The 26,077-nt window shown below is 68.4% G+C and carries 21 protein-coding genes; 11 read left to right on the forward strand and 10 right to left on the reverse strand.

Annotated elements, in window-relative coordinates:
• Positions 1–13: 13 nt before the first annotated feature.
• Both helR and ACLIVD_RS36295 read right to left on the reverse strand, forming a co-directional pair.
• Positions 14–2,158, reverse strand: coding sequence for an RNA polymerase recycling motor ATPase HelR (gene helR, locus ACLIVD_RS36290; RefSeq protein WP_491931649.1), 2,145 nt, complete (start codon positions 2,156–2,158; stop codon positions 14–16).
• 4 nt (positions 2,159–2,162) lie between these two features.
• Entirely contained in the window at positions 2,163–3,392 is a 1,230-nt protein-coding gene (locus ACLIVD_RS36295) for a glycosyltransferase (protein WP_283352266.1), read from the reverse strand.
• A 461-nt stretch (positions 3,393–3,853) separates the two neighbouring features.
• Here ACLIVD_RS36295 and ACLIVD_RS36300 point away from each other — a divergent pair, with 461 nt between their 5' ends.
• Positions 3,854–4,504, forward strand: coding sequence for a DUF1345 domain-containing protein (locus tag ACLIVD_RS36300; protein ID WP_283352267.1), 651 nt, complete (start codon positions 3,854–3,856; stop codon positions 4,502–4,504).
• 106 nt (positions 4,505–4,610) lie between these two features.
• Positions 4,611–5,876, forward strand: coding sequence for a hypothetical protein (locus ACLIVD_RS36305; protein ID WP_491931650.1), 1,266 nt, complete (start codon positions 4,611–4,613; stop codon positions 5,874–5,876).
• Between the two features lie 16 nt (positions 5,877–5,892).
• Here ACLIVD_RS36305 and ACLIVD_RS36310 read toward each other — a convergent pair whose 3' ends face one another.
• Positions 5,893–6,639, reverse strand: a complete 747-nt coding sequence (locus ACLIVD_RS36310) for a glycoside hydrolase family 25 protein (protein WP_105418037.1) — start codon at positions 6,637–6,639, stop codon at positions 5,893–5,895.
• Between the two features lie 47 nt (positions 6,640–6,686).
• Positions 6,687–7,697 (reverse strand): agmatinase, encoded by a 1,011-nt coding sequence (gene speB, locus ACLIVD_RS36315; protein ID WP_095868612.1) that lies wholly within the window; start codon positions 7,695–7,697, stop codon positions 6,687–6,689.
• Between the two features lie 108 nt (positions 7,698–7,805).
• On the opposite strand from speB, the gene ACLIVD_RS36320 reads away from it, so the two are divergent.
• From ACLIVD_RS36320 to ACLIVD_RS36335, 4 genes are all read left to right on the forward strand, one after another.
• Positions 7,806–8,426: a helix-turn-helix domain-containing protein gene (locus tag ACLIVD_RS36320; protein WP_491931651.1), complete on the forward strand. Its 621-nt coding sequence runs from the start codon at positions 7,806–7,808 to the stop codon at positions 8,424–8,426.
• A gap of 93 nt (positions 8,427–8,519) precedes the next feature.
• Positions 8,520–9,977: an amino acid permease gene (locus ACLIVD_RS36325; protein ID WP_280779245.1), complete on the forward strand. Its 1,458-nt coding sequence runs from the start codon at positions 8,520–8,522 to the stop codon at positions 9,975–9,977.
• A complete protein-coding gene (locus tag ACLIVD_RS36330) occupies positions 9,974–10,774 on the forward strand; it encodes a carbon-nitrogen hydrolase family protein (RefSeq protein ID WP_491931652.1) in 801 nt (266 codons plus the stop codon). Before ACLIVD_RS36325 ends, ACLIVD_RS36330 begins: the two co-directional genes overlap by 4 nt.
• On the forward strand, positions 10,771–12,459 hold the full coding sequence (locus ACLIVD_RS36335; protein WP_491931653.1) for a flavin monoamine oxidase family protein: 1,689 nt from the start codon (positions 10,771–10,773) through the stop codon (positions 12,457–12,459). Before ACLIVD_RS36330 ends, ACLIVD_RS36335 begins: the two co-directional genes overlap by 4 nt.
• A 52-nt stretch (positions 12,460–12,511) precedes the next feature.
• On the opposite strand, the gene ggh is transcribed toward ACLIVD_RS36335, so the two are convergent.
• The 3 genes from ggh to ACLIVD_RS36350 are packed head-to-tail and all read right to left on the reverse strand — an operon-like array spanning position 12,512 to position 16,143.
• Positions 12,512–13,849 (reverse strand): glucosylglycerate hydrolase, encoded by a 1,338-nt coding sequence (gene ggh / locus ACLIVD_RS36340; protein ID WP_005249245.1) that lies wholly within the window; start codon positions 13,847–13,849, stop codon positions 12,512–12,514.
• A 46-nt stretch (positions 13,850–13,895) separates the two neighbouring features.
• Positions 13,896–14,663 carry a class I SAM-dependent methyltransferase gene (locus tag ACLIVD_RS36345; protein ID WP_491932961.1) on the reverse strand — a complete coding sequence of 256 codons (768 nt, stop codon included), beginning with the start codon at positions 14,661–14,663 and terminating at the stop codon, positions 13,896–13,898.
• A 52-nt stretch (positions 14,664–14,715) separates the two neighbouring features.
• Positions 14,716–16,143, reverse strand: a complete 1,428-nt coding sequence (locus tag ACLIVD_RS36350; protein ID WP_317571048.1) for an amino acid permease — start codon at positions 16,141–16,143, stop codon at positions 14,716–14,718.
• Positions 16,144–16,318: 175 nt separating this feature from the next.
• On the opposite strand from ACLIVD_RS36350, the gene ACLIVD_RS36355 reads away from it, so the two are divergent.
• The 5 genes from ACLIVD_RS36355 to ACLIVD_RS36375 are packed head-to-tail and all read left to right on the forward strand — an operon-like array spanning position 16,319 to position 22,180.
• Positions 16,319–16,525: a heavy-metal-associated domain-containing protein gene (locus ACLIVD_RS36355; RefSeq protein WP_491931654.1), complete on the forward strand. Its 207-nt coding sequence runs from the start codon at positions 16,319–16,321 to the stop codon at positions 16,523–16,525.
• A gap of 56 nt (positions 16,526–16,581) precedes the next feature.
• On the forward strand, positions 16,582–17,472 hold the full coding sequence (locus tag ACLIVD_RS36360; RefSeq protein ID WP_491931655.1) for a DUF8832 domain-containing protein: 891 nt from the start codon (positions 16,582–16,584) through the stop codon (positions 17,470–17,472).
• Positions 17,472–19,742 carry a heavy metal translocating P-type ATPase gene (locus tag ACLIVD_RS36365; protein WP_491931656.1) on the forward strand — a complete coding sequence of 757 codons (2,271 nt, stop codon included), beginning with the start codon at positions 17,472–17,474 and terminating at the stop codon, positions 19,740–19,742. Before ACLIVD_RS36360 ends, ACLIVD_RS36365 begins: the two co-directional genes overlap by 1 nt.
• Positions 19,739–20,065 (forward strand): metal-sensitive transcriptional regulator, encoded by a 327-nt coding sequence (locus ACLIVD_RS36370; RefSeq protein ID WP_280779237.1) that lies wholly within the window; start codon positions 19,739–19,741, stop codon positions 20,063–20,065. The genes ACLIVD_RS36365 and ACLIVD_RS36370 overlap by 4 nt, the downstream gene beginning before the upstream one ends.
• Positions 20,066–20,101: 36 nt before the next feature.
• Positions 20,102–22,180 carry a heavy metal translocating P-type ATPase gene (locus ACLIVD_RS36375; RefSeq protein WP_491931657.1) on the forward strand — a complete coding sequence of 693 codons (2,079 nt, stop codon included), beginning with the start codon at positions 20,102–20,104 and terminating at the stop codon, positions 22,178–22,180.
• Here ACLIVD_RS36375 and ACLIVD_RS36380 read toward each other — a convergent pair.
• The 3 genes from ACLIVD_RS36380 to ACLIVD_RS36390 all read right to left on the reverse strand — a co-directional run bounded on the left by ACLIVD_RS36380 (position 22,122) and on the right by ACLIVD_RS36390 (position 26,073).
• Complete coding sequence (locus ACLIVD_RS36380) at positions 22,122–23,786, reverse strand: FAD-dependent monooxygenase (protein ID WP_491931659.1); 1,665 nt, start codon at positions 23,784–23,786, stop codon at positions 22,122–22,124. The genes ACLIVD_RS36375 and ACLIVD_RS36380 overlap by 59 nt on opposite strands.
• 62 nt (positions 23,787–23,848) lie before the next feature.
• Positions 23,849–24,811, reverse strand: a complete 963-nt coding sequence (locus ACLIVD_RS36385; RefSeq protein WP_491931660.1) for an MBL fold metallo-hydrolase — start codon at positions 24,809–24,811, stop codon at positions 23,849–23,851.
• 209 nt (positions 24,812–25,020) lie between these two features.
• Positions 25,021–26,073 (reverse strand): YeiH family protein, encoded by a 1,053-nt coding sequence (locus ACLIVD_RS36390; protein WP_005561845.1) that lies wholly within the window; start codon positions 26,071–26,073, stop codon positions 25,021–25,023.
• Positions 26,074–26,077: the final 4 nt, after the last annotated feature.

A 26,077-nucleotide genomic window follows, 5' to 3' on the forward strand; every position in this document is an offset into this window, starting at 1 on the left:
GCTTCGGCCGACGTCAGGTACTCGTGAGGATGACGAGTCGCTGGGTCGCCCGGGTCATGGCGACGTAGCGGTCGACGGCCCCTTCGATCCCCGTGCCGAAGGTGTCCGGGTCGACGAGGACGACCAGGTCGAATTCGAGCCCCTTCGACAGCTCCGGGGTCAGCGAACGGACGCGGGGCGTGGCCCGGAACGTCGAATCGCCGATGACGCAGGCGATCCCGTCGGAGTTTGTTTCGTGCCAGGTGTCGAGGATCGAGCCCAGATCGGAAAAGGATCCGTGTGCGACGGGGATGTCGTTGCTGCGGATGGAGGTCGGCACGTTGGCGTCCGGGAGCACGGCGCGGATGACCGGCTCGGCTTCCGCCATGACCTCTTTCGGTGTCCGGTAATTGACGGTCAGAGAGGCCAGTTCGATCCGGTCGAGCCCGACCCTCTCGAGCCGTTCCTGCCACGACTCCGCGAACCCGTGCCTGGCCTGGGCGCGGTCGCCGACGATGGTGAAGCTCCGGGACGGGCAGCGCAGCAACAACATCTGCCACTCGGCGTCCGTCAGTTCCTGCGCTTCGTCCACGACGACGTGTGCGAACGTGCGGTCGAGCAGGTCGGGGTCGGTGCCGGACAGCGCGGCTTCGTCGACCAGCATCTCCTGCAGGTCCTTCTGCCGCAGTTGTGTCATCAAACTTTCACCGTCGTCGTAGGCATCGGACGCGATCAGGTCGTCGATGACCTTGGACCTCTGCTCGCGTTCGGCGGCGACGGCGGCCTGGTGGCGACGCCGGCGTCGTGATTCCTCCGGGTCGCCGAGCCGCTGCCGTGCTGCGTCGAGGAGCGGCAGGTCGGACACCGTCCAGCGCTGGGCGTCCGGGCGTTGCAGCTTCCGAACGTCGTCGGGGCTGAGCCAGGGCGCGCACTTGTGCAGGTAGGCGGGCACCGACCACAGGTCGGCGACGAGGTCGGCCGCCTCGATCAGGGTCCACGCGTTGTCGAGGGTCGTGCGTAGTTCGTCGTTCTGCTGCAACGACTTCCGAAGCTGGGGGGCCGGAACGTCACCGTCGTACTTGTCGATCAGGATCGTGAGCAGCAGCTCCCAGATCTGCTCGCGCGCCTCGTTGTGCGGAGTACCGGGTTCCGGCGCTTCGAACGCCTCGGCCCAGTCGTCGGCGCTCAGCCAGATGTCGGACCACTCGGTCGCGACCGTCATACCCTCGGTCGGCGGCTCCTCGTAGAACGCGACCGCCGCGTCGATGGCCTTCACCAGATCCGCGGAAGACTTCAGGCGGGCCACATCCGGGTCGGTCTCGACCGTCGCGGTGGCGCCCTCGGCGACGAGCTCCCGCAGGGTGCAGAGCTGCACGCCCTCCTCTCCGAGGCTGGGCAGGACATCGGCGACGTAGGCCAGGTAGGGCTCGTGCGGACCGACGAACAGCACGCCGTGACGGAGTCGGGGGTCGGAGTAGAGGAGATACGCGGCGCGGTGCAACGCGACGACGGTCTTGCCCGTACCCGGCCCGCCGTCGACGACGAGGGCGCCACGGGATCCCGCGCGGATGATGGCGTCCTGGTCGGCCTGGATGGTGCCGAGCACGTCCCGCATCCGGGCCGACCGGTTGCTGCCCAGGCTCGCGATGAACGCGGACTGGTCGTCGAGCGCGGCGTTGCCTGCGAACCCGTCCGCGGTGAACACCTCGTCCCAGTAGTCGCTGACCCGGCCGCGGGTCCAGCGGTACCTGCGACGGCGTTCCAGACCCATCGGATTGCCGTGGGTCGCACCGAAGAACGGCTCGGCCACGGGGGAGCGCCAGTCGACGAGCAGCTGATTGCCCGCACGGTCCATGAGGCCGAGTCGTCCCACGTACACGGGCTCGGGGTTGTCTGCACTGACGAAGTGCCCGAGGCACAGGTCCAAACCGTAGCGGCGCAAGGCACGCAGCTCGGCGTTCAGCCGGTGGACCATCATGTCCCGCTCCATCGCCTCCTGGCCCAGCCGGCGGGGTGCCTTGCGCTCGGTGTCGATGCGGTGGTCGAGGTCGGCGATCGACTGCTCGAGGCTTTCCGCGATGGCCGCGAAGTGCAGCTCGTCGTCGGCGATCAGCGCCGGGTCGGCCTTGGGTGCGAGGTGGTCGGGAAGGTCGAACGCGCTGGTAGTCAGATTTTTCATGTCATCAGCTCCGATCTGAGGTGCGGGCGATCGTGTCGAGCAGCAACGTCGCGGCGACCGCCGCACCGTCGGTGCGGATCGTGCCCGCCACGGCGGCCGCGCGTGCTCCGGTCTCGGGGGTCAGGGCCGCCGTGAGCGCGGCCGACAGTGACTCGACGGCCGGAACCGGACCGTCGTGCGCCGCGCCGATGCCCAAGTCGGCCACCCGGCCGGCCCAGTACGGCTGATCCACCGCCTGCGGCACCACCACCTGAGGCGCGCCGGCCCGGGTGGCCGTCGTCGTAGTCCCGGCGCCGCCGTGATGCACGACAGCGGCCACGCGCCGGAACAGTGCCTGCTGGTTGACCTCGCCGACGGCGAAGCAGTCGTCCACGTCGTCGATCAGGGCCAGGTCGGCCCAACCGCGCCCGACGAGTACGCGGCGGCCCTGCGCGCGGACCGCCTCGATGGCCACCTCGGCGGCGTCCGTCGCCGCGTGCAAGGGCATGCTGCCGAAGCCCACGAACACCGGTGGTGTGCCTGCGTCCAGGAACGCCACCAACTCGGCCGGGAGTGGGCGGTCGTCGGGCAGGATCCACGCACCGGTCTGTACGACGTCGAGGTCCGGCGTCTCCTGCCACGGATCCAGGGTCGGGTCCGTCGCCAGCCACGGCCGGTCGCCGATGACGTAGTCGCGAACGTTGCCCACCGGGGGCAGGCCGATCGACGCCCGGTTGGTGTCGAGCGCCTCCCCGAACAGTGCATCGATGCTCTGAGCGTCCAGATCCCACAGCGCCCGGTTGTCCGTCACATCCGGCGGGAACGCCCGGCCCGGATACGCGAGCGGCGGGCGATGCGGCGACGGCAGGGTCAGCTGCTGGAACGTCACGGACACGGAGCGGATGCCCAGCTTCTCGGCCACCGACAGTGCACCGGCAGCGGCCGGCATCACGCCGGTCGCCACCAACGCGTCACATCCCTCGGCCGCCGCGGTGACCGCGTCGAACTGGCCGGCGATCAACTCGGCCGCGCGCCGCGGCAGGTCCGCCGCCGACGGCGCCGCAGTCGTCAGCGCGCGCGCCGACCGGCCGACGGGCACCATCGACACACCGACCCCGGCCAGCCGCTGGGCGAAGTCCTCGTCCGGCGGCGCGCACACCCGCACCTCCGCGCCGAGTGCCTGCAACTGCACCACGAGTCCCACCAACGGTTCGACGTCCCCACGCGACCCATACGTCGACAACAACACACGCACTCGCGACTCCTATTTCTGCAGGTTCTGGCTTCGGCCGGTAATTCTGCGGCACGACCCGGGCCTTGCCGCAAGCCCCGGGGTGCGCTATAAATTGAAAGTGGAAAGGGGTTGGTACTCCTCTCCACTTCCTCGTCCGATTCGGACAATCCTCAGGCCTCGCCGCCGCGTCGTAAATCGAATGCGTTCGCCCACAATCGAGCTCACCGATCACGGTAACGCCGTCCGATCACAGCGGTGGGCGGGATAGACTGCTCGGCACATGCCGCTGGTACGCCCTGGCCTGCCGTCTGCCCTCGCGGGCGCTCTGTGTCAACACTCAGGAGGTCGCACATGACTCCGCACTCGTGCGACGACCTGAACGTCGCCACCCGGCGTGGGGAGCGCCGATGGTGACGGCTCACCCGATCCCGTCACGGGTGATGCCGCACCGGCCTCGACGCCTCCTGCAAGAGGCATAGGCATTGCACCTACCCCTCCCGACCTCCGCCATCCCGAGAGTGGCCGCCGCGGTGGTGGTCGGTGTCGCGGCGGGCTTCATCGGCGGCCTGGTGATCACAGCCGCGTTGGGGGCTCTCGTCGGCATCGCCGCCGCTGCCGCCGTGTTCGTCGTATCCGGTTGGGCGGTGTTGTGGCCGATGGATGCGGCGGCAACTCGCCGCAACGTGGGACATGAGGATTTTCGTCCGATAGTCGACGAATTGGTCGTGGTGACAGCGACTTCGGGAGGTCTCGGAGGAATCGTCGCACTTCAGGTGGCCGGCGGATCCTCGGCGGGAACCGCGCACGCCGCCGTGGCTCTGATCGGGGTATTCCTGGCGTGGGCTTCCCTGCATCTGATGTACGCGGCCCGATACGCCTTTCTGTACTACGAGGGATCTGGTCCCGAAAAGTCAACGGGTGGTATAGATTTCAATTCCACCGCCCCGCCCGCGTTTCGCGACTTCTTCTACTTCAGTTACAACCTCGGGATGACCTACCAGGTATCCGATACCGACGTCTCGAGCCCGGAGATTCGGGCGGTCGCGCTCCGGCACTGCCTGTTGTCCTACGTTTTCGGTGCAGTCATCCTCGCGACGACGATCAACCTGGTCGCCGGGATCCTCACCAGGTGAAGACTGGGGTTCTCGTACTGATTTCGGCGCCTGCGAGAACCGAGCATCTTGCCTGGTCCCCGGTGTTAATGTTGATCTACTCGGCCACACCGAAAGGTGCACCTCGATGAGAAGATTCACTCGAAGAGTCGGTGGAACCATCGTGGCGCTGACGCTTACCGCCGCGGCATTCATCGTGTCACCACCACCGGTGTACGGATTCGCCGAGGATATTTGCTACACCGAGGACGGTGCCCCACCGCACAACTGCGCTCCGCTGCCACCCGAATGTCTACTCGACGATCCCAACTCGCCGATCTGCGGCGCCGAGGCGTTCCTCCGCTACGGCTTCACGTTGCGCCGCCCACTCGGCGGACGGAGTCTCGTGCATTCGGACTCGACGTACATCATCGCCCGCACCGTCGGCTTCTCCGAGCGGGACGCCTACTGGATCGCGGCGTACGACGAAGCGACCGACCTCGGCACGTTCGCCCCACGCGACATCTTCGGCCGGCTCGTCCCGGACGCCGACGCATTGACCACCAAGGACATCAGCGGCCTGGTGCGCACCCACTTCGCAACCGGCGGGTTCCTCTTCCACTTCCTGCCCACGCTGCGCGAACCGGCGGATCCCCTGCCCAACGGCCTGCAACCGGATGTCGACGATCCCCGGCACGAGATCATGCTCACGCACCTGAGAACTTGGGCGCTGGCCGGGCCGGGAAGTGGCGCACCGTTGTGCACGGGAGGTTTCACGAACCCCTCGGAAAACGGCGACTACGCGACCGGCGCAACGTGTTACGGCGATGCCGATCCCGTGCAGATCAACGGCACGTACAGCCTGGAGACGCCCGCCGCCATTCCGTTCACCAACATGACGGGGCAGCAGGTCATCTCCGACACGGTCCTGTCGTCACAATTCGACTCCTGGATCGGCGAGAATTCCTGGAATGCGAGGACCGGCATCTACATTCACGCACTCGGCGATCGCATCTCGCACCATGTCTGCACCGACGCCGGCACGATCACGCCGCCGGGTCCGGCAGGGCCGGACTTCCGGATCGATCTGAACCAGCCCACCTGTGACCAGGGTCCGCACGCCGTCCGCCACGAATACGAGACGGGCGTGGACTTCGCCGGGCTGCACCCGGAAGACCGGACCACCGAGGCGGCCCTGTCAATGGTGTACGACGAACTCGTCAACTTCGCACGGGTGCGCGGAACCCTGGATGAGCGCGCCACGACGCCGGCGACCAAGAATGCACTCCTGACCGACGGCCTCGTGCCGGCGCTCGAGATCCGGGAGCCGGTCGAGCGGCTGAACGCCGTCACCGACGTCGGCTGCCGAGTCGGCGTCCCGGCGTTCCCCGGAAACCCGGCGTGCCGGGATTGATCGCGCCCGTCAGGCGTCAGCTGCCGAATGGGGATGCGCTGTTGGAGTATCGAGCGAAGTCGCCCTGCGCCCCGCTGTAGACGTTGAGGTCGACGTCGCCGTTGACGCCGGCGATGCGACCGGTGCTGGTGTACTGCCAGAACGTCCAGTTGCTCCAGCCGCCGGGGAGGGGGCCGGGCGTGTTCTGACCGTTGTAGTCGGCGATCCACAGCGGGTATCCGGCGAACTCGTTGGTGTTCGCCATCGCCGTCCGCCAGAAGTTCGGGTACGTGTAGATGATCGGCTGACGTCCGGTGAGCGATTGGACCGTGTTGAGGTAGCGGTGCGTCCAGTCGATCAGGGCCGCGGGCGGCAGCCCACCGGAATGCTCGATGTCGAGGACCGGAGGCATGTCACCCGGACCGTTGATGCCCAGCACCACTGTCGAGTAGAACGCAGCCTGCGCTTCCGGCGACTGGGTGGGGTCGGCGTAGTGGTACGCGCCCCGGGAGACGCCGGCCACCCGCATGGCGAGGCAGTCCTGGACGAAGAACGGATTGACGTAATTGAGACTCTCGGTGGCCTTGACCATCGCGAAGTCGTGGCCGGCGTTGCGGACGGCGAACCAGTCGATCGGTGACCCGCCCGGGTGTTGCCACGAGGCCACGTCCGGACCTCTGACAGGTTCGGCGGCAGCGTGCCCCGGCACTGCGGCCGCGAGCGCACCGGCGAGCAGTAGTGGTGCGATCTTGGAGAACCTTCGGACCTTCACCCCGATAGCCATGCGCCCGAGGGTAACGTCTTCCCGCTGCCCGCACGTGGCAACGGAAGTCACTTCGTCACGTACGCCGCCTGCCGGAGCGTCTCGCCGCGCGCAGCCCGCCCCGGGGCGGACGACGCGTTGATCGCGAGCACCGACAGCAACTCGTACGCGACGTGCGCTGCCGCGATGCCGGTGATCTCGGCGTGGTCGTATGCGGGCGCGACCTCCACGATGTCGGCGCCGACCACATTCAGGCCGACGAGTCCGCGCAGCGTGTTCAGCAACTCGCGGGACGTCATGCCGCCGGCCTCGGGTGTTCCGGTGCCCGGCGCGTGCGCGGGATCGAGGACGTCGATGTCCACGGACACATAGACCGGTCCGCCGTCGAGCCGTCGACGCATCCGTTCGACGATGCTGGCGACGCCGTCCACCTCGTAGTCGTCGGAGCGGATGACCTGGAATCCGAGGACGGCGTCGTCCTCGAGGTCCTTCTTGCTGTACAGCGGGCCGCGGATGCCGATGTGCTGCGAACGCTCGAGGTCGATGAGCCCCTCTTCGCTGGCCCGCCGGAACGGGGTGCCGTGCGTGTAGGGGGCGCCGAAGTAGGTGTCCCACGTGTCGAGGTGCGCGTCGAAGTGCAGCACGGCGATGGGACCGTGGTCGCGGGCGAGGGAACGCAGGATCGGTAGGGCGATGGTGTGGTCGCCGCCGAGCGTCAGCACGGTCGAGCCGTCCTTGCGCAGGTCGGTGACGGCGCCGTCGACGGTGGCCAGGGCCTCCTGGATGTCGAACGGGTTGACGCCGATGTCGCCGAAGTCGGCGACCTGCTGCGCCGCGAAGGGGTGCACGTCGAGTGCGGGGTTGTACGGACGCAGCAGCTTCGATGCGGCGCGGATGTGGCCGGGACCGAAGCGTGCGCCGGGACGGTAGCTCACGCCGGAGTCGAACGGGACGCCCATCACGGTGACGTCGGCGCGGGACACCTCGTCGAGCCGGGGGAGGCGAGCGAATGTGCTGGGTTCGGCGTAGCGCGGCGTGCGGGTGGCGTCGACGGGGCCCTTTATGTCATCTGTACTCATCGGAATCCTTCGGTGTGTGCCGGAGACGTGGCGTCGTCGTATCGTTTCCTTGGAACGCATTCTTGTCAACACCTGTTTCCTATACGAGACACAACGAAGGATCGATGCATGGCGAACGAGCTCGCAACCGAAGGCGCGTCGGGCGTCGACGCGCCACGGATCGGCCCCCGGCTCAAGGCGGCCCGGCAGGCCCAGCGCCTCACCCTCGACGACCTGGCCGCGAGCTGCGGCATCACCAAGGGCTACCTGTCGAAGATCGAACGGGACCACGCGAGCGCCTCCGTCGCCACGCTGGTGCGGATCTGCGCCGCCCTGAACATTCCCGTCGGGTCGCTGTTCGAGAGCTCCGCCGCAGGTGAGGTGGTACGGGCCGACAACTACCCGCCGATCAGTTTCGGCGGGGAGCGGATGGCCGAGTTCCTGTTGACACCGTTCGGCGAGCGCCGCATCCAGTCGCTCCTGAGCCGGATCGAGCCCGGCGGCGGGAGCGGCTCGGAAACGTACGAACTGCCGGTCGACGTCGCCTTCGTCTACGTCGTCTCGGGCCGGATCTGCATTTCCTTCAACGGTCCGGGGGCCGGGGAGGACGTGTCGCTCGCGACCGGGGACGCGTTCACCTTCTCGCCCCAGCTGCCGCACAGCTTCCGCGCGCTCGGCGGCGACACGGCGACCGTTCTGTGGATTCTGGCCCCCGCACTACCGGACGACGTCCGGCCCACCTCCCGCTAGGAAACCGTCAAGCGGTTTAGGAAACATGTGTTGACAGTCACGGCTCGCCCGTTCATTGTTGTCCACATCACTCCACCGCTCAGGAGCTCAACGTTGGACATCACCAAGATTTCTCCGCGCCCGCCGGGACTGGCCGGCGCACTCCGCGCCCGCAAATCGGTCGACGCGATCGTGGCGCGCAACGACCAGGAACCCGGTCACGGCCTCAAGCGGTCGATGGGCCTGGTGCACCTCACCGCACTGAGCATCGGTGCGTCGCTGGGAACGGGCATCTTCGTCATCCTCGGCGAGGCGACACCCAAGGCCGGTCCCGCCGTCGTCCTCGCCTTCGTGCTCGCGGCGTTCACCGCCCTCTTCTCCGCCCTCTCCTACGCGGAACTCGCAGGCAGCATCCCCGTCTCCGGTAGCTCCTACTCGTACACCTACGCGACGATGGGCGAACTCTTCGCGTGGATCTGCGGCTGGTGCCTGATGCTCGAATACGGCGTCTCGGTCGCGGCCGTCGCCGTCGGCTGGGGCGAGTACATCAACGAACTACTCCACGGCATGTTCGGCATCGCACTACCCGCCGCGATCAGCGAATCACCGGGCGCGGGCGGCATCGTCAACGTGCCCGCCATCGTCATCGTGCTCGTCGCGGTGGCACTGCTGACCCGGGGAGCGTCCGAGAGCGCCCTGGTGAACACGGTCATGGTCGCCCTCAAGATCCTCGTGCTCGTGTTCTTCTGCGCGGTCGCGTTCACCGCGTTCCGCGCCGGAAACTTCGCACCGTTCATCCCCCTCGGCGCGGCCGGCGTGACGGCCGCGGCGTCCCAGGTGTTCTTCGCCTACATCGGCTTCGACGCCGCGTCGACCGCAGGCGACGAGGCGAAGAACGCGAAACGCGACCTTCCCCGCGCGATCATCCTCTCGCTCCTGATCGTCACGATCCTCTACTGCCTGGTCGCGATCGCCGCCGTCGGCGCGATGCCCTGGCAGGACATCGCGGGTGAGGGCGCCGCACTCGCGACCATCCTCAATGCCGCGACCACCAGCACCTGGCCCGCCATCCTCCTGTCCGCGGGCGCGGTGATCGCAATCGCCAGCGTCGTCCTCGCCGTGATGTACGGGCAGACCCGGATCCTGTACGCGATGTCGCTCGACGGTCTCGTTCCGCGGGTCTTCTCCCGCGTCAACCCGCGCACCCGGGTGCCCGTCGTCAACATCGTGGTCGTCGGCGGTGTCGTCTCCGCGCTCGCCGGCTTCGTGCCGCTGGGCGAACTGGCCGACGCGACGAGCATCGGCTCGCTGTTCGCGTTCATGCTCGTCAACATCGCCGTGATCATCCTGCGCCGGCGCCATCCCGACCTGCACCGCAGCTTCCGGACCCCGCTGTTCCCGCTGATGCCGGTGCTCGGCGTCGTGTTCTGCGCGCTGCTGCTGTTCGGCTTGGGCGTCTCGACGTGGGTGGCGTTCGCGCTGTGGATGGCAGTCGGGCTCGCGATCTACTTCGCGTACGGCGTCCGCAAGTCCGAACTCCGCAACAGCCCGGAAAGGGTGCCGGCACCATGAGGGCAGCGCTGTTCCAAGGTCCCGAACTGTCCTTCGACGTCGCGGCGAACCTCGCCGCCATCGCGTCGGCCGCGCAGACGGCGGCGGCAGCCGGGGCGTCCGTCCTGGTCTGCCCGGAGATGGCGGCCACCGGCTACAACATCGGATCCCTGATCGCGGAGCGGGCCGAACCCGCCGACGGACCGATCGCGACGCGGATCGCGGAGATCGCACGCGAGTCCGGGATCGCCGTCGTCTACGGATACCCCGAGGCGGATGGGGGCGTCGTCTACAACAGCGTGCAGGTGTTCGACCCGTCCGGGACGTCGCTCGCCAACTACCGCAAGACCCACCTGTTCGGTGAGCTCGACCGGTCGCACTTCGCCGCCGGCGACGAACTGGTGGTCCAGTTCGACCACGCCGGAATCCGGTGCGGACTCCTGATCTGCTACGACGTCGAGTTTCCGGAAGCCGTTCGCGCACATGCCGACCGGGGAACCCAGTGGCTCGTCGTCCCCACCGGCCTGATGAGCCCGTACGAATTCATCGCGGAGAGCGTCGTCCCCACCCGGGCCTACGAGAGTCAGCTGTTCGTCACGTACGTCAACCGGTGCGGCACCGAAGCCGACCTCGACTACTGCGGATCCAGTTGTGCGATCGCGCCCGACGGCACCGAACTCGCCCGCGCCGGCCGCCACGAAGAGCTGGCCATCGTCGACCTCGAACTCGACGTCCTCCGCCGATCCCGCCGTGAGAACACCCATCTCGACGATCGACGCGTCGACCTCTACCCCTTCATGCAGGAGAAGACTTCATGACGATCCCCGTCACCCCGGACAGCACCGCCGCGGACACCGATCCCCGGCCGCTCACCATGTTCGGCCCCGACTTCCCGTTCGCCTACGACGACTACGTCACGCACCGCTCGGGTCTCGGCGCGGTGCCCACCGATCGCCACGGCACCGAGGTGGCAGTCATCGGCGGCGGACTGTCGGGGATGGTCACCGCGTACGAGCTGATGAAACTCGGCCTGAAACCGATTGTCTACGAGGCCGATCAGATCGGTGGCCGGATGCGGTCGCATCCGTTCGACGGGCACCCGGACGTGGTGGCCGAGATGGGTGCGATGCGGTTCCCACCATCGTCGACCACCCTGTTCCACTACCTCGACGCCATGGGACTGCGGACCGAAGCGTTCCCGAACCCGCTCGCCGACAGCACCCCCAGCACGGTCATCGACCTCAAGGGCGAAAGCTACTACGCGCAGCACCTCGACGACCTGCCACCCGTGTTCCGGGAGGTCTCGGATGCGTGGCAGCGCACGCTCGAGGACCACGCCGAGCTGATTCCGCTCCAGCAAGCAATCCGCGACCGTGACACCGCCGAACTCAAGCGCATCTGGAACGACCTGGTGGTCCGGCTGGACGATCAGACGTTCTACGGCTTCCTCGCCTCGTCGAAGCACTTCGCGTCGTTCCGGCATCGGGAAGTGTTCGGGCAGGTCGGTTTCGGAACGGGTGGGTGGGACACCGACTTCCCCAACTCGATCCTCGAGATCCTGCGCGTCGTGATCACCGCCGCCGACGACCACCACCGCGGCATCGTCGGCGGGTCGCAGCAACTGCCCCTGCGCCTGTGGACCGACACCCCGGCGGGGATGGCGCACTGGCCGGACGGCACGTCGGTGCGCGCGCTGAACGGCGGAAGCACCCGTCCCCGCGTCACCGAGGTCCGGAGGACCGCACCGCACCAGGTGACGGTCACCGACTCGTCCGGGGAAATCCGCACGTACCCCGCCGCGGTCTTCACGGCGCAGAGCTGGATGCTGCTCAACAACATTCACTGCGACGACGACCTGTTCCCGATCGACCACTGGACCGCCATCGAACGCACCCACTACATGGGGTCGACGAAGGTGTTCGCCCTCGTGGATCGCCCGTTCTGGAAGGACAAGGATCCGGTCACCGGCCGCGACCTCGTCAGCATGACCCTGACGGACCGGATGAGCCGCGGCACCTACCTCCTCGACCACGGTGACGACAAGCCCGGCCTGATCTGCCTGTCCTACACGTGGTCCGACGATTCGCTCAAGCTGCTTCCGCTCGACGCGACGGAGCGGATGAACCTCATGATCAAGTCGCTCGAGGAGATCTACCCGGGAGTCGACTTCCGCAGTCACATCATCTCGACCCCGGTCACGCTGTCCTGGGAGACCGAACGCGACTTCATGGGTGCGTTCAAGGCGAACCTCCCCGGCCACTACCGGTACCAGGAACGGCTGTTCAGCCATTTCATCCAGGACGAACTCGACCCGCGACACCGCGGCATCTTCCTTGCCGGAGACGACATCTCGTGGACCGCGGGCTGGGCGGAGGGCGCCGTGCAGACCGCACTCAACGCCGTCTGGGGCGTGATGCACCATCTGGGCGGCGCCGCCCCGGCCGACAACCCCGGCCCCGGCGACCGGTACGCGGAACTCGGCCCTATCCGCTTGTGCGACTAGCACCTGTGAGTACTTATTAACGTCCCGCGGTTAATAAGTACTCACGGGGGCGTCAGCCCAACCAGTCCAGGACCGCGGCGGCCGTCCACGACTGCTGCATGCTGCCGAGGGGCTGACCGGTGAACGGTTCGTAGTATTCGGCGAAGCTGCCGTCGCTCGCCTGCCGCAGCCCCTCGGACCGCAGCAGGTGCGCGCGCTCGGCCCACCCGCGCCGGGCGAACGCCCAGGAGAACAGCCACGTCATCACCGGCCACACCGGACCGCGCCAGTACTCGCGCGGCCGGAAGTCGCCAGACACCGGCGACGTCGACGGCGGCACGGCGTACCGGAGGTCGGGGTGGCCGCAGAATTTCGGTCCCTCGAACGTGCGGAGCAGGGCGCGTTCGGCGTCCCGGCTCAGGCCGCCGCACAGCAGGGGCGAGAACATGGCGAGGGTTTCGGTGGAAATCCACCGGCCGCTGCGCAGATCGAAATCGCGTGCCGCCCCGGACCGTTGGTCGGTGGTGGTGAGGACGCCCTGCCGGAACCGGGCCGCCCACCCGTGCAGTTCCCGGACGTCGGAGTTCGGCATCGAGTGTTCCTCGCCGATGGTGGCGAGCACCTCGCACGCCATCGAGAACACGGCACTGACGAACACGTCCTCCACCGCGAAGCTCATGGCGGTGGCCAGTTCCGCGTCGTCGTAGCGGACGGTCTTCATTTCCTCGAGCAGCCACAGGTAGCGGTCGTATTCGCCGTTGGACGGCCGCTGTCCGGTGTCGGCGACGTGGGACAGATCCTCGCGCAGATACGTGGGCATCACCCCGGCCACGACGTTGGCGTACGAGTGGTCCCAGCGCGGCGAGTTGTCCATGCCGGACTCCCAGCCGTGGTACAGCGCGATCCGGCCGTTGCCGTCGAGGTCGCGGGCGTTGGCCAGCCAGCGGTGCCAGCGCACGAGGTCGGGCCAGCGCCGGTCGAGGAACTCCTCGGCGACGGCGCGGGTGCTGCGACCGTGCCTGCGCGAGTGGTCGAGGATGCGCTGCACCGCGATGGCGTGCACGGGCGGCTGGGTGATCCCCGACGTCTGCGTGCCGCTCGGCGCGTGCGCCGCGAGGGTCCCGCACTCCCACCTCCCGGGGCCAGGGAAGTACCCGTCGACGCCGTTCGCGAACACGATGTGCGGGATCATCCCGTTCTTCCACTGCGCCGACAGCAGGGTGTCGAGTTCGACGACCGCCCGCTCCACGCTCAGGGGCGCCAGGCCGACCGCGACGAACGCCGCGTCCCAACTCCACATGTGCGGGTACAGGCGCGGCGCGGCACTCGTCATCGTGCCGAGGTCGTTGCCGCGAAGCAGGTACGCGGCACGTGCCGCGAGCTGTGTGGGGGTGAATCCGCGGTCCGCCATTGCACCATTCTGCTGCGGGTCGGCCCACATCGCTCGTCGGACGGGTTCAGCCCGCGAATCCGCACAGGGTCAGCGTCGGACGCGAGTTGCGCAGCGGCCGCAGGTCCGACAGCCTGCGGAGCAGGGTCGACCCCCACAGGCCCCGGCCGAGGGGCAGCGTCACCTCGCGGGTGAACGCGAGGTCCGGCACCTGTCCGGGCAGGTCCGCCGCGTCGCCGGCGGAGAGGTGGAACGGCATCGGCGGGACGGTGTAGTCGCCGTGAATTCGCAGTCCCTTCTGCGTCTTGCGGCTCAACCATTTCGGTATCGAATCGAACATCATCCGACCGCCGGGGAAACGCCGGGCGCAGTCGCCGATCAGGGACAGCGACTCGTCGGCGGGCAGATACATCAGCAGGCCTTCCGCCGAAACGAACACGCCCCGGCCGGTGTCGACGTGGTCCATCCACGAGCGGTCCAGCGCGGACACGGCGAGTGTGGTGACGTTCGGCTCGTCCGGCAGCAGTTGCCTGCGCAGCGCGACCACCTCGGGCAGGTCGATCGACACCCACCGGATGTCGGGGTCGCCGATCCGCCAGTAGCTGGTCTGCAATCCTTCACCGAGGGCGACGACCGTTCCGCCGGGGTGGTCGGCGAGGAACGCCCGTATCTCGTCGTCGAAGGCCCGAGCGCGCAGGGCGTGGGATTGGCTCGGTTTCCCGAAGTTTTCGTACGGATAGTCGAGGGTCTCGTAGAGCCTCACGGCGAGCGGGTCGACCAACGTGCCGCCCGGACTCGACGCCTCGACGGCACGGTTGCGGAGGGTCCACATCATTGTCGCGGGAACGCCGGTCAGGGCGGTCGCGTCCACCCGTTCCCGGTTTTCGTCAGCCACGCGGCACCGGCTCTGCCTCTTCGAGCTTGGAGTGCTTGCGGGAGTAGAAGAAGTACACGATCAGGCCGAGGATCAGCCAGATCCCGAACCGCAGCCAGGTCTCCCACGGCAGCGAGAGGATGAGCCAGCCGGAGAACACGACGCCGATGATCGGGATGACCGGCATGAACGGAAGCGTGAACGTGCGGGGGACCTCGGGGCGGGTGCGCCGGAGCACCGCGACCGCGATGCAGACGACGATGAACGCCGACAGGATCCCGATGTTGGTGAGTTCCGCGACGGTGTTGATGGGGAAGAACCCGGCCAGCAGAGCGGATCCGATGCCCACGATCCAGGTGACCCGCGTCGGCACCTTGCGGACCGGGTGCGTCTTCGCGAACCATTCCGGGAGCAGGCCGTCCCGGCTCATCGCGTACCAGACGCGGGTCACGCCGAGCATGAAGGTGAGCACGACGGTGATGATGCCGACGATGGCCCCGACCGCGATGATGTTCGCGACCCCGGGCATGCCGACCGATTCGAACGCGGTGGAGAACCCGCTCTCGGGGCTGATCTCGGTGTACTTCTGCATTCCGGTCAGCACCAGGGTGACCAGGACGTACAGCGTCATCGCGATGCCGAGGGAGTACAGGATCGCTTTCGGCAGGTGCTTGGTGGCGTCCTTCGATTCCTCGGCGGCCGTGCTCATCGCGTCGTATCCGAACACCGCGAAGAACACGGTGGCCGCGCCGGTGAAGACGGCGGCGGTGCCGAACGGGAAGTAGGGCGTGTAGTTGGCGCTGTCGATGTGGAAGACGCCCAGCGCGATGATGAGGACGACCAACGCGACCTTGATCGCCACCGCGATCGTCTCGAATCGACCGACACTGCGGATTCCGCGCGAGAGCACCCATGCGGTGCCTAGGCAGAACAGGGCTGCGAAGACGTCGAACACGTGCCCGTCACCGGTGCCCAGCGCGCCCATCATCCAGTCGGGCAGGCTGATGCCGATTTGTTCGAGGAGAAACCGGAAGTAGCCGGATACGCCGATGGCGACGACGGCCGCCACCGCGATGTATTCGAGCAGCAGGTCCCAGCCGATGAACCAGCCGACGATCTCGCCGAGCGCCACGTAACCGTAGGTGTAGGCCGATCCGGCCTTGGGGATCATTCCGGCGAACTCGGCGTAGCACAGTGCGGCCGCGGCACTGGCGACACCGGCGATCAGGAAGGAGATCAGCACGGCCGGACCGGTGACGGAATGCGCGACCGAGCCGGCGAGTGAGAAGACGCCTGCGCCGATGATGCCGCCGACGCCGATCGCGGTGAGTTGCCACAGGCCGAGCGATTTGGTCAGACGCTCGTCGGGCGGAGTGTCCTCGTCGACCTCGGTGAGGGGTTTGCGGCGCAGCATTTGGGTGCGCAACTTGTCCATCGACATTGCCGGGCTCCGTTTCCCAGTGGGGTGAGATGCGGTATCTCACTCAATCACCTTTCGGGGCCCGCGTGGGCGAGGAACACGGGACTCGGTGGCCGCCGTCACCCTTGCGGGAATACGGTAGGGGGGTATGGTAGTTCTCAGACAGGACATCGACCCCCCGAAGAGAGGCAGACCCGTGAGCACCTCGAGCGTCACCGTCACCGGCATGACCTGCAACCACTGCGTGTCCTCGGTTACCGAGGAGATCAGCGCACTCCCCGGCGTCACCAACGTGAACGTCAATCTGGCCACCGGCAAGGTCGTCATCGACAGCACCACCGACCTCGATCCGAGCGCCGTCGCGGGCGCCGTCGAAGAAGCCGGGTATTCAGTCGCCGGCTGAGCCGGCACCTCCAACGCGGCCGGCTGAACCGGCACCTCCACCACAGGAGACCCATCATGAACGCAACCGGCAAGTTCGCCGGATTCACCGTCGGCCTCGTCGTAATCTTCGGCGCCGCGCTCGCACTCGGGTCGGTTGCCGGCCCGGAGGTGGCCGTGCCCGCCGCGCACACGGCCGAGGACGACGGGCACGGAGCGGGAGGCCACGATGCCGCCGCCGACCCGACCCCGGGCGGACTGACGCCCACTGCGGACGGCTACACCCTCGAACTCGCATCCGACCAGGTCACCGCCGGTGCCGCGGTTCCGGTGCAGTTCCGGATCACGAACCCCTCGGGGGTACCCGTGACGGACTACACCGTCGAGCACGAGAAACTGCTGCACCTGATCGTCGTCCGCCGGGACCTCGCCGGGTTCCAGCACGTGCACCCGACGCTCGACGCGGCCGGAACGTGGAGCGTCCCCCTCGACCTCACCCGCGGCGGCGACTACCGCGTGTTCGCGGACTTCACCCCGGCAGGCGGCGAAGGCGTCACCCTGGGCACGGACCTGCGCGTCGCGGGCACCTACGACCCGCAGGAACTGCCCGCTCCCGCAGCGACCGCCACCGTGGACGGGTACACCGTCACCCTCGGCGGCGCGCTGCGACCGGGAGAGACGTCGAACGTGACCCTCTCGGTGAGCCGCGACGGACAGCCGGTCACCGATCTGCAGCCCTACCTCGGCGCATACGGTCACCTGGTGGCGTTGCGCACCACCGACCTCGGATACCTGCACGTGCACCCGGACGGACATCCCGGCGACGGCGTCACCGCGGCGGGCCCGGGGATCGACTTCGCCGTGACCGCACCCAGCGCGGGCGATTACCGGCTGTTCCTGGACTTCCAGCACGCCGGCGCCGTCCACACCGCGGAGTTCACCGCCACTGCCGGACCGGAGGAGAAGTGATGACCCGCGGGACCGACATTGCGGCACCACCCGATTCCCAGATCGAACTGGCCATCGGCGGGATGACCTGTGCGTCGTGCGCCAACCGCATCGAGCGCAAGCTGAACAAACTCGACGGCGTCACCGCGACCGTCAACTACGCGACGGAGAAGGCCCGCGTCCATTACGACGCCGCGGACGTCTCGCCCGAAGACCTCGTCGCCACGGTGGAGCAGGCCGGGTACACGGCGCGACTGCCCGAGGTGAAGCCCCCGGCCCCGGAGGAAGAGGACCCGGCGGCGGAACTGCGACAGCGGCTGCTCGTGTCGGCGGTGCTGACGGTCCCCGTCATCGCGATGGCGATGATCCCGGCGCTGCAGTTCACGAACTGGCAGTGGCTCTCGCTCACCCTCGCGGCCCCGGTCGTGGTCTGGGGTGCGTGGCCGTTCCACAAGGCCGCCTGGACGAACCTGCGGCACGGCACCGCGACCATGGACACCCTGGTGTCGATGGGCACGCTGGCCGCGTTCGGCTGGTCGCTGTACGCCCTGTTCTGGGGCACCGCCGGCATGCCGGGGATGACGCACCCCTTCGAGCTCACGATCGCGCGGGTCGACGGCACCGGCAACATCTATCTGGAGGCCGCGGCCGGTGTCACCACGTTCATCCTCGCCGGCCGTTTCTTCGAGGCCCGCGCCAAACGGCGGGCGGGAGCGGCACTGCGGGCGTTGCTCGAACTGGGCGCCAAGGAAGTGTCGGTGCTGCGTGACGGCACCGAACAGCTGATCGGCATCGACCAGCTCGACGTCGGCGACCTCTTCGTGGTCCGTCCCGGTGAGAAGATCGCCACCGACGGCGTCGTCGTCGAAGGTTCGTCGGCGGTGGATGCGTCGATGCTGACCGGTGAATCCGTGCCGGTCGAGGTGTCGCCGGACTCCGAGGTGGCGGGTGCGACGGTCAACGTCGGCGGCCGAATCGTGGTTCGCGCCAGCCGGATCGGCGCCGACACCCAGCTCGCGCAGATGGCGTGGATGGTCGAGGACGCGCAGACCGGCAAGGCCGAGGTGCAACGCCTGGCCGATCGGATCTCCGGCATCTTCGTCCCGATCGTGATCGCGTTGTCGGTCGCGACCCTCGGTTTCTGGATCGGGACCGGCGGTTCGGTCGCCGCCGCGTTCACCGCAGCCGTCGCCGTCCTGATCATCGCGTGCCCGTGTGCGCTCGGACTCGCCACCCCGACCGCCCTCATGGTGGGCACGGGACGCGGGGCCCAGCTGGGCATCCTGATCAAGGGACCGGAAGTTCTGGAATCGACGCGGCGGGTCGACACCGTGGTCGTCGACAAGACCGGAACCGTCACCACCGGCACGATGTCGCTGCACGACGTGGTCGCCGCCGACAGCCAGGACGAGGAGCAGGTTCTCCGGTTCGCCGGCGCGCTCGAGGACGCGTCCGAGCATCCCATCGCGCGGGCGATCACCCGCGGCGCGAAGGAGCGGCTGACGACGCTCCCCGAAGTCGAACAGTTCACCAACATCGCCGGACTCGGCGTCCAGGGCCTGATCGACGGACACGCGGTGGTCATCGGCCGCGCGAAACTGCTCCGCGACTGGTCGCTGCAGCTCACCACGGAACTCCAGCGCGTCGTCGACGCGGCGGAGTCGGAGGGCAAGACCGCCGTCGGGATCGGCTGGGACGGCCAGGCGCGCGGCGTGCTCGTGGTCGCCGACACCGTGAAGCCGACGTCGCGCGAGGCGGTGGCGCAGTTCCGCGAACTGGGCCTCACCCCGATCATGCTCACCGGCGACAACACTTCCGCGGCCCGGGCGATCGCCGCCCAGGTCGGCATCGGCGAAGTCGTCGCGGAGGTACTGCCCCAGGACAAGGTCGACGTGATCAAGCGTCTGCAGGCCGAGGGCAAGGTGGTCGCGATGGTCGGCGACGGGGTCAACGACGCCGCCGCCCTCGCGCAGGCCGACCTCGGTCTCGCCATGGGAACCGGCACGGACGTGGCCATCGAGGCCAGCGACCTCACGCTGGTGCGCGGCGACCTCCGGGCCGCAGCCGACGCGATCCGGTTGTCGCGCAGGACGTTGAGCACGATCAAGGGCAACCTGTTCTGGGCCTTCGCCTACAACGTCGCGGCGTTGCCGCTGGCGGCGGCGGGCCTGCTCAACCCCATGCTGGCCGGTGCCGCCATGGCATTCTCATCGGTGTTCGTCGTGAGCAACAGCCTGCGACTGCGCCGCTTCCAGCCCCTGACCACTCCCACCCGAGGGGAACACTCATGACCGAGCAACCGACCACCGACCACGCTGACGACCACACAACCGGCCACGGGTACATCAGCGCCAAGGACGACTACCTCAAGCGCCTGCGCCGCATCGAGGGCCAGGCGCGGGGTCTGCAGCGGATGGTCGAGGACGAGAAGTACTGCATCGACATCCTCACCCAGGTCTCCGCGATGACCAAGGCGTTGCAGGCCGTGGCGCTGGGTCTGCTCGAAGACCACATCAGCCACTGCGTCGTCGACGCCGCCGTCGCGGGCGGCACCGAGGCCGACGCGAAGATCAAGGAAGCCACCGACGCCATCGCACGACTGGTGCGTTCCTGAAACCGGACCACGAGAGCAGCTTCCGAGGGAGCGGGCATGTCTCACGATCATCAGCAGCAGGAAGTGGAACAGGTCCGGGACACCGGGCACGACGCACACGGTGAGCACGCGGATCGGCATGCCGGTCACGGCGCGCACGGTGAGGTGTTCCGGCAGAAATTCTGGATCAGTCTCGCGCTGTCGGTGCCGGTGGTGGTGTTCAGCCACATGTTCGCCGACCTCCTCGGCTACCCCGTCCCCGACTTCCCGGGTGCGTCGTGGATTCCGCCGGTGGTCGGCACCGCGATCTTCTTCTACGGCGGCGCCCCGTTCCTCACCGGCGCATGGGGTGAGCTGAAGTCGCGGCGGCCTGGCATGATGCTGCTGATCGGCATGGCGATCACGGTCGCATTCCTCGCGTCGTGGGTGACGACCCTGCAGATCGGCGGGTTCAACCTCGACTTCTGGTGGGAGCTGGCGCTTCTCATCGTCATCATGCTCCTCGGACACTGGCTGGAGATGCGGGCGCTGGGGTCGGCGTCCGGCGCCCTCGACGCGCTCGCCGCGCTGCTGCCGGACACCGCCGACAGGGTCACCGACGACGGCGTCACCGAGGTGTCCGTCTCCGAACTCGCCACCGGCGACCTCGTGCTGGTGCGGGCCGGTGGCCGCATCCCGGCCGACGGCACCGTCGAGGACGGCCGCGCGGAGGTCGACGAATCGATGATCACCGGCGAATCCAATCCCGTCCCACGGTCGGTCGGCGACACCGTGGTCGCCGGCACCGTCGCCACCGACAGCGCGCTGCGGATCCAGGTGGGCGCGGTGGGGGAGGACACCGCCCTCGCCGGCATCCAACGACTGGTCGCCGACGCGCAGTCGTCCTCGTCCCGGGCCCAGGCCCTCGCCGACCGCGCCGCGGCGTTCCTGTTCTACTTCGCCTCGATCGCAGGGCTTCTCACGTTCGTGGTGTGGTCGCTGCTCGGCAACGTGGACGAGGCCGTGGTGCGGACCGTCACCGTTCTGGTGATCGCCTGCCCGCACGCGCTCGGCCTGGCGATACCCCTCGTGATCGCCATTTCCACCGAACGCGCCGCGAAGGCCGGTGTCCTGGTGAAGGACCGGTTGGCCCTCGAACGCATGCGCAACGTCGACGTCGTCCTGTTCGACAAGACCGGCACCCTGACCCAGGGCAGGCACGCCGTCACCGGGGTGGTCACCACCGCGGGTGTCACCGAGACCGAACTGCTCGCGATCGCCGGCGCCGTGGAGGCCGACAGCGAGCACCCCGTCGCGCGGGCCATCGTCGCCGAGGCGGCCGCGAACGTGCCCGCGGACGAGCGGCGCACCGCGTCCGACTTCCGGTCACTGCCCGGACGCGGGGTGCGCGCGAACGTCGGAGGCGTGGAAGTGGCCGTCGGCGGACCGGCGATGCTCACCGAACTGAACGTCACGGTCCCCGGTGACGTTGCGGCGCAGACGACACGGTGGGTCGAACGCGGCGCCTCCGTCCTCCACGTGGTCCGCGACGGGCGGGTGCTCGGCGCGGTGGCGCTCGAGGACGCCGTCCGCGAGGAGTCTCGGCAGGCGATCGACGCCCTGCACGAGCGGGGTGTGAAGGTCGCGATGATCACCGGAGACGCCCGTCAGGTGGCCGACGCCGTCGCCGCCGATCTCGGCATCGACGAAGCGTTCGCCGACGTGCTGCCGGAGAACAAGGACGCCGAGGTCGCCGCACTCCAGGCCCGCGGTCACCGGGTGGCGATGGTCGGCGACGGTGTCAACGACGCGCCCGCACTCGCCCGCGCCGACGTGGGCGTCGCGATCGGCGCCGGCACGGATGTCGCCATCGAATCGGCCGGTGTCGTCCTCGCCGCCGACGACCCCCGCGCCGTCCTCTCGATCATCGATCTGTCGCAGGCGAGCTACCGCAAGATGTGGCAGAACCTGGTGTGGGCCACCGGATACAACGTCATCGCCGTCCCCCTGGCCGCCGGGGTCCTCGCGTTCGCCGGGGTCGCGATCTCACCCGCGGCCGCCGCGATCCTGATGTCCGTCTCCACCATCGTCGTCGCCCTCAACGCCCAGCTGCTGCGCCGACTCGATCTGGATCCGGAACGGCTGGCACGGAAGTGATCACGGTGACGACGGGTTCGGTGATTCGGTGCAGCGCGGACACCAGCCCGTCGACCGTGTCGGTGACCGCCGCGATGTAGGCGTCGGGGCGGATGACCCACACCTCGCCGGGCTTCGCGTCCAAGGCGGCGGTGAGGACGCCGGTTCCGTCGATCTCCGACAGCCGGACGAGGCGGATCGGCGTGTGCACCGCTGCGAGTGCCGCGCTGCGGATCGCGTCGACGTCCACGCCGTCCCCCGCGAGAAGCAGGATGCCGTGCCGGGCGATGTCGCGGAGCCGGCTGCCGGCACCGCCGCGCAGCGTCACCGGGGTGTCGGGCACGAGGATTCCCGGCGCGGCGGCCGGGGTGCAGCCACGCTCGGGGCGCCCGGCGAAGGGTCGTTCCGGATCGGTTGTGGTCAAGGGTGATTCGATGTACCAGAACGGCTCGGCGAGACGACCGCTGTCGACGTGTGCCCGTGCGTGCGGGTCGGTGACCGCCGCAGTGAGCACGTCGCACCGGTGCCGGTGCTGGTCCTCGGACTGCGGGACGAGGAAATCCATCGTCGCCGTGGTGACCGCGATGTTCTCGACGGCCGCCGCGTGCCGCTCGGTGTGATACGTCTCGAGCAGCGACTCGTCGGCCCAGCCGCGCAGGACGAATGCGAGCTTCCACGCCGCGTTCTCGGCGTCGGCGACACCGGAATTCAGGCCGCGCGCCCCGAACGGCGACACGATGTGCGCGGCGTCGCCGGCGAGTAGCACCCGGTCGACGCGCATCCGGTTCGCGACCCGGGAGTGGAAGCGGTACACCGATTTCCACACGATCCGGTAGTCGGTGTCGCCGATGATCTTCCGGATCCGCGCGTCCAGCGCACCCGACTTCTCCTCGGCCTCGAGGTCGTACTCGCCGGGCACCTGCCAGTCGATGCGGAACGTCGAGTCCGGGCACGGGTGGATGAGCACCTGCCTGCCCGGGTTCCACTCCGGGTCGAAGTAGAAGCGGCGCTCGTCGGCCCAGCCCGGAATGTCGGCGGCGATGTCGCAGATCAGGAACTTGTCGTCGAACGAACGACCGTCGAACGTGACGCCCAGCTGCCGCCGGATCGCGCTGCCCCGCGACCCCACGGCCACCACCGCGTAGTCCGAGGTGACGGCCTCCTCCCCGGAGCCGGTGCGGCAGGTGATGGTCACGCCGGTCTCGTCCTGATCCACGGACGTGGCCTCGTATCCCCACCGAACGTCGATCGACGACGTGGCCGCGATCCGCTCGTCGAGCAGTTCCTCGGTTCGCGCCTGGGAGATGTTGACGAACGGCGGGAACGACGAGATGCCGCGGTCGACGAACGTCTGCGCGAACAGTTCGTGGTCGCGGTGGAAGGTGCGTGCGCACCCCCACGTCACGCCCTCGTCGGCCAGCTGCCTGCCGACGCCGATCGCGTCCCACACCTCGAGGACGTCCCGCTGCTGGCAGATGGCTTTCGATCCGATCGGGTCACGCTCGGCCCGCGCGTCGAGCAAAGTCACCGGTATTCCCCAGCGCGCCAACAGCAACGCCGTCGTCTGCCCCACCGGGCCGTTGCCCACGACGGTGACCGTGCCGCCGCGGGTGTGTCGTCTTCCCATGATCCTCGCCTTGTCAGTGTGAAACGGTGACGGATGTCAGCCCTGTGAAACGGTGACGGACGTCAGCCCTGCAACTGGTCCCAGACCTCGCGGTCACGCTCGGCGGTCCAGATGACGGGCCGTTCGATGCCCGACAGTTCGTCCCACACGCGGGAGACGTCGAACGGGAGGCAGTGTTCGAAGATCGGCCAGTGCCCGTACTGCTCGTTCAGTGCGGCGTGGGTGGCTTCGAACGCCTCCTTCAGGGTGCCGCCGCGCTGCTGCACCTCCCCGACCTCGGCCAGCATGACCTCGATGAAGTGGCGGGTCTGCTCGATCGCGGCGTCGACGGCGTCCCGCCCGTGGGAGACGGCGCCGCGCCCGCCGATCAGGACCTCCGCGCCGAGCGCCTTGATCGCATCGAGGGTGCCGGTGGACCAGTCGCGATGGAACGCGTCGCCGGTGTAGAGCGCGGCCTGCGCCTCCACGAGGTCGCCGGCGAAGAGGATCTTCTGCTTCGGCAGCCACGCGGTGATGTCGCCCTCGGTGTGTCCGCGGCCGAAGTGCTGGAGCACGAGGTCGCCGCGTCCGCCGCCGAGGTCGATGGTGAGTTTGTCGGCGAACGTCAGGGTGGGCCACGTCAGTCCGGGCACCGAGTCGGCGGACTTGGCCAACCGCGGCATGCGTCCGAATTCGCTTGCCCAGTCTTCCTTTCCACGCTCCTCGATGAGGGCACGGGTGGTCTCGTGCGAGACGATGGTCTCGGCGTCGAACGCGGACGCACCGAGCACGCGGACGGCGTGGTAGTGCGAGAGCACCAGGTACCGGACCGGCTTGTCGGTGTGCTCGCGCAACTTGCGCAACCAGTCCTGCGCGGCCACCGGGGTGGCGAGCGCCTCGAAGCAGACGACGAAGTCCTCGCCCTCGATGGCGCCGATGTTCGGATCCCCCTCGGCGGTGAGGGCGTACACGCCGTCGGCGAGGACCTCGAGGGTCTGCTCCTTTTCACCGAGGTCGGCCGACGAAGCGAAGCTTGTGGGGCTCATGCGATCCACCTAACTAATCAAAGGTTTGATTGATGGTGGTCACAGTAACCCGGATCACAAAATAATGAAAGCCTTGATCAAAATTTGGTTCCTGAACGACGGCCCCCGGCGAACGAACGGGACGCTCGTTCGATCTGACGCAACGAGCGTCCCGTTCGTCGCGACGGGGGCGACGGGGGGAAGTGGGGGCGACGGGGTGGGTAGCGGCATCACCCCGCGAGCAGTACCCCGACCAGGGCGATCGACGCGACCCAGACGGTGGAGATGCCTGCGAGCACGAAGGGTCGTGCGCCGACCTTCTTGATCGTCGCGATCTGGACACCGGCGCCGAGGGCGAACATCGCGGCGGTGAGGAGGGCGGTCTGCACGATCTTGGCCTCGGCGAGCAGGCCCGTGGGCAGCAGGCCGGACGACCGCAGGCCGACGCAGGCGAGGAAGGCGAGGACGAAGAGCGGGACGAGCGGCGGCCGCTTCACATCGGCGTCGGTGCCGGCGAGCCTGCGCTGGCGCACGCTGAGGACGGCCATGACCGGGGCGAGCATGAGGACGCGGGCGAGTTTGACCACCGCGGCCACGCCCAAAGCGGCACCACCGATCGCCCCGCCCGCGGCGACGACCTGCGCGACCTCGTGGATGGAGCCGCCCGCCCACAGGCCGGCGTCGGTGTCGGAGAGTCCCAGCGCCCGCGACAGCAGCGGAATCGCGGGGATCATGAGCGTGCCGAAGATGACGACGAGCGCGACCGCGGTGATCACCTCTTCCTCGTCGGCGTCGACGACACCGTCCACCGCCGCCACCGCTGCCGCGCCGCAGATCGAGAATCCGCAGGCGATGAGCAGTCGCTGGGTCCAGCTGAGGCCGAGCAGCTTGCCCGCGAACATCGTTCCCACGATGCCGAGACAGACGATCGAGACGACCACGACGATGACGCCCCAGCCCAGTCCGAGGATGTCGCTCAGCATCAATTGGAGTCCGAGGAGGGCGATGCCCACCCGCAACAGTTTCTTGGCAGAGAACTGCAGTCCCGGGCGCAGGCGTTCGGGCAGATGCACGACGTTCGACAGAACGGCGCCGAGCACGATGGCGATGAGCAGCGGGCTCACCGTCGGAAGGAACCGGCCGACACCCATGGCGACGGCGGTGGCGACGGCGCACAGCGCCAGACCCGGCAGGAGAGTGGCCGTGGCGGTCTGCAGTCGCGGCAGCGTTGCCGGGCTCTCGACGCGCTGTTCCTCGGACTTCTCGCTCAGTTGACTACTCATGGAT

This window comes from Rhodococcus sp. G6(2025) (genome assembly GCF_058628105.1).

Coding starts and splice junctions, on each gene's coding strand:
- ACLIVD_RS36335 (WP_491931653.1), top strand. CDS start 10,771: ATGACGATCCCCGTCACCCCGGACAGCACCGCCGCGGACACCGATCCC.
- ACLIVD_RS36385 (WP_491931660.1), bottom strand. CDS start 24,811: ATGAGCCCCACAAGCTTCGCTTCGTCGGCCGACCTCGGTGAAAAGGAG.
- ACLIVD_RS36345 (WP_491932961.1), bottom strand. CDS start 14,663: ATGATGTGGACCCTCCGCAACCGTGCCGTCGAGGCGTCGAGTCCGGGC.
- ACLIVD_RS36365 (WP_491931656.1), top strand. CDS start 17,472: ATGACCCGCGGGACCGACATTGCGGCACCACCCGATTCCCAGATCGAA.
- ACLIVD_RS36370 (WP_280779237.1), top strand. CDS start 19,739: ATGACCGAGCAACCGACCACCGACCACGCTGACGACCACACAACCGGC.
- ACLIVD_RS36310 (WP_105418037.1), bottom strand. CDS start 6,639: ATGGCTATCGGGGTGAAGGTCCGAAGGTTCTCCAAGATCGCACCACTA.
- helR (WP_491931649.1), bottom strand. CDS start 2,158: ATGAAAAATCTGACTACCAGCGCGTTCGACCTTCCCGACCACCTCGCA.
- ACLIVD_RS36380 (WP_491931659.1), bottom strand. CDS start 23,786: ATGGGAAGACGACACACCCGCGGCGGCACGGTCACCGTCGTGGGCAAC.
- speB (WP_095868612.1), bottom strand. CDS start 7,697: ATGAGTACAGATGACATAAAGGGCCCCGTCGACGCCACCCGCACGCCG.
- ACLIVD_RS36390 (WP_005561845.1), bottom strand. CDS start 26,073: ATGAGTAGTCAACTGAGCGAGAAGTCCGAGGAACAGCGCGTCGAGAGC.
- ggh (WP_005249245.1), bottom strand. CDS start 13,849: ATGGCGGACCGCGGATTCACCCCCACACAGCTCGCGGCACGTGCCGCG.
- ACLIVD_RS36360 (WP_491931655.1), top strand. CDS start 16,582: ATGAACGCAACCGGCAAGTTCGCCGGATTCACCGTCGGCCTCGTCGTA.
- ACLIVD_RS36330 (WP_491931652.1), top strand. CDS start 9,974: ATGAGGGCAGCGCTGTTCCAAGGTCCCGAACTGTCCTTCGACGTCGCG.
- ACLIVD_RS36350 (WP_317571048.1), bottom strand. CDS start 16,143: ATGTCGATGGACAAGTTGCGCACCCAAATGCTGCGCCGCAAACCCCTC.
- ACLIVD_RS36375 (WP_491931657.1), top strand. CDS start 20,102: ATGTCTCACGATCATCAGCAGCAGGAAGTGGAACAGGTCCGGGACACC.
- ACLIVD_RS36320 (WP_491931651.1), top strand. CDS start 7,806: ATGGCGAACGAGCTCGCAACCGAAGGCGCGTCGGGCGTCGACGCGCCA.
- ACLIVD_RS36305 (WP_491931650.1), top strand. CDS start 4,611: ATGAGAAGATTCACTCGAAGAGTCGGTGGAACCATCGTGGCGCTGACG.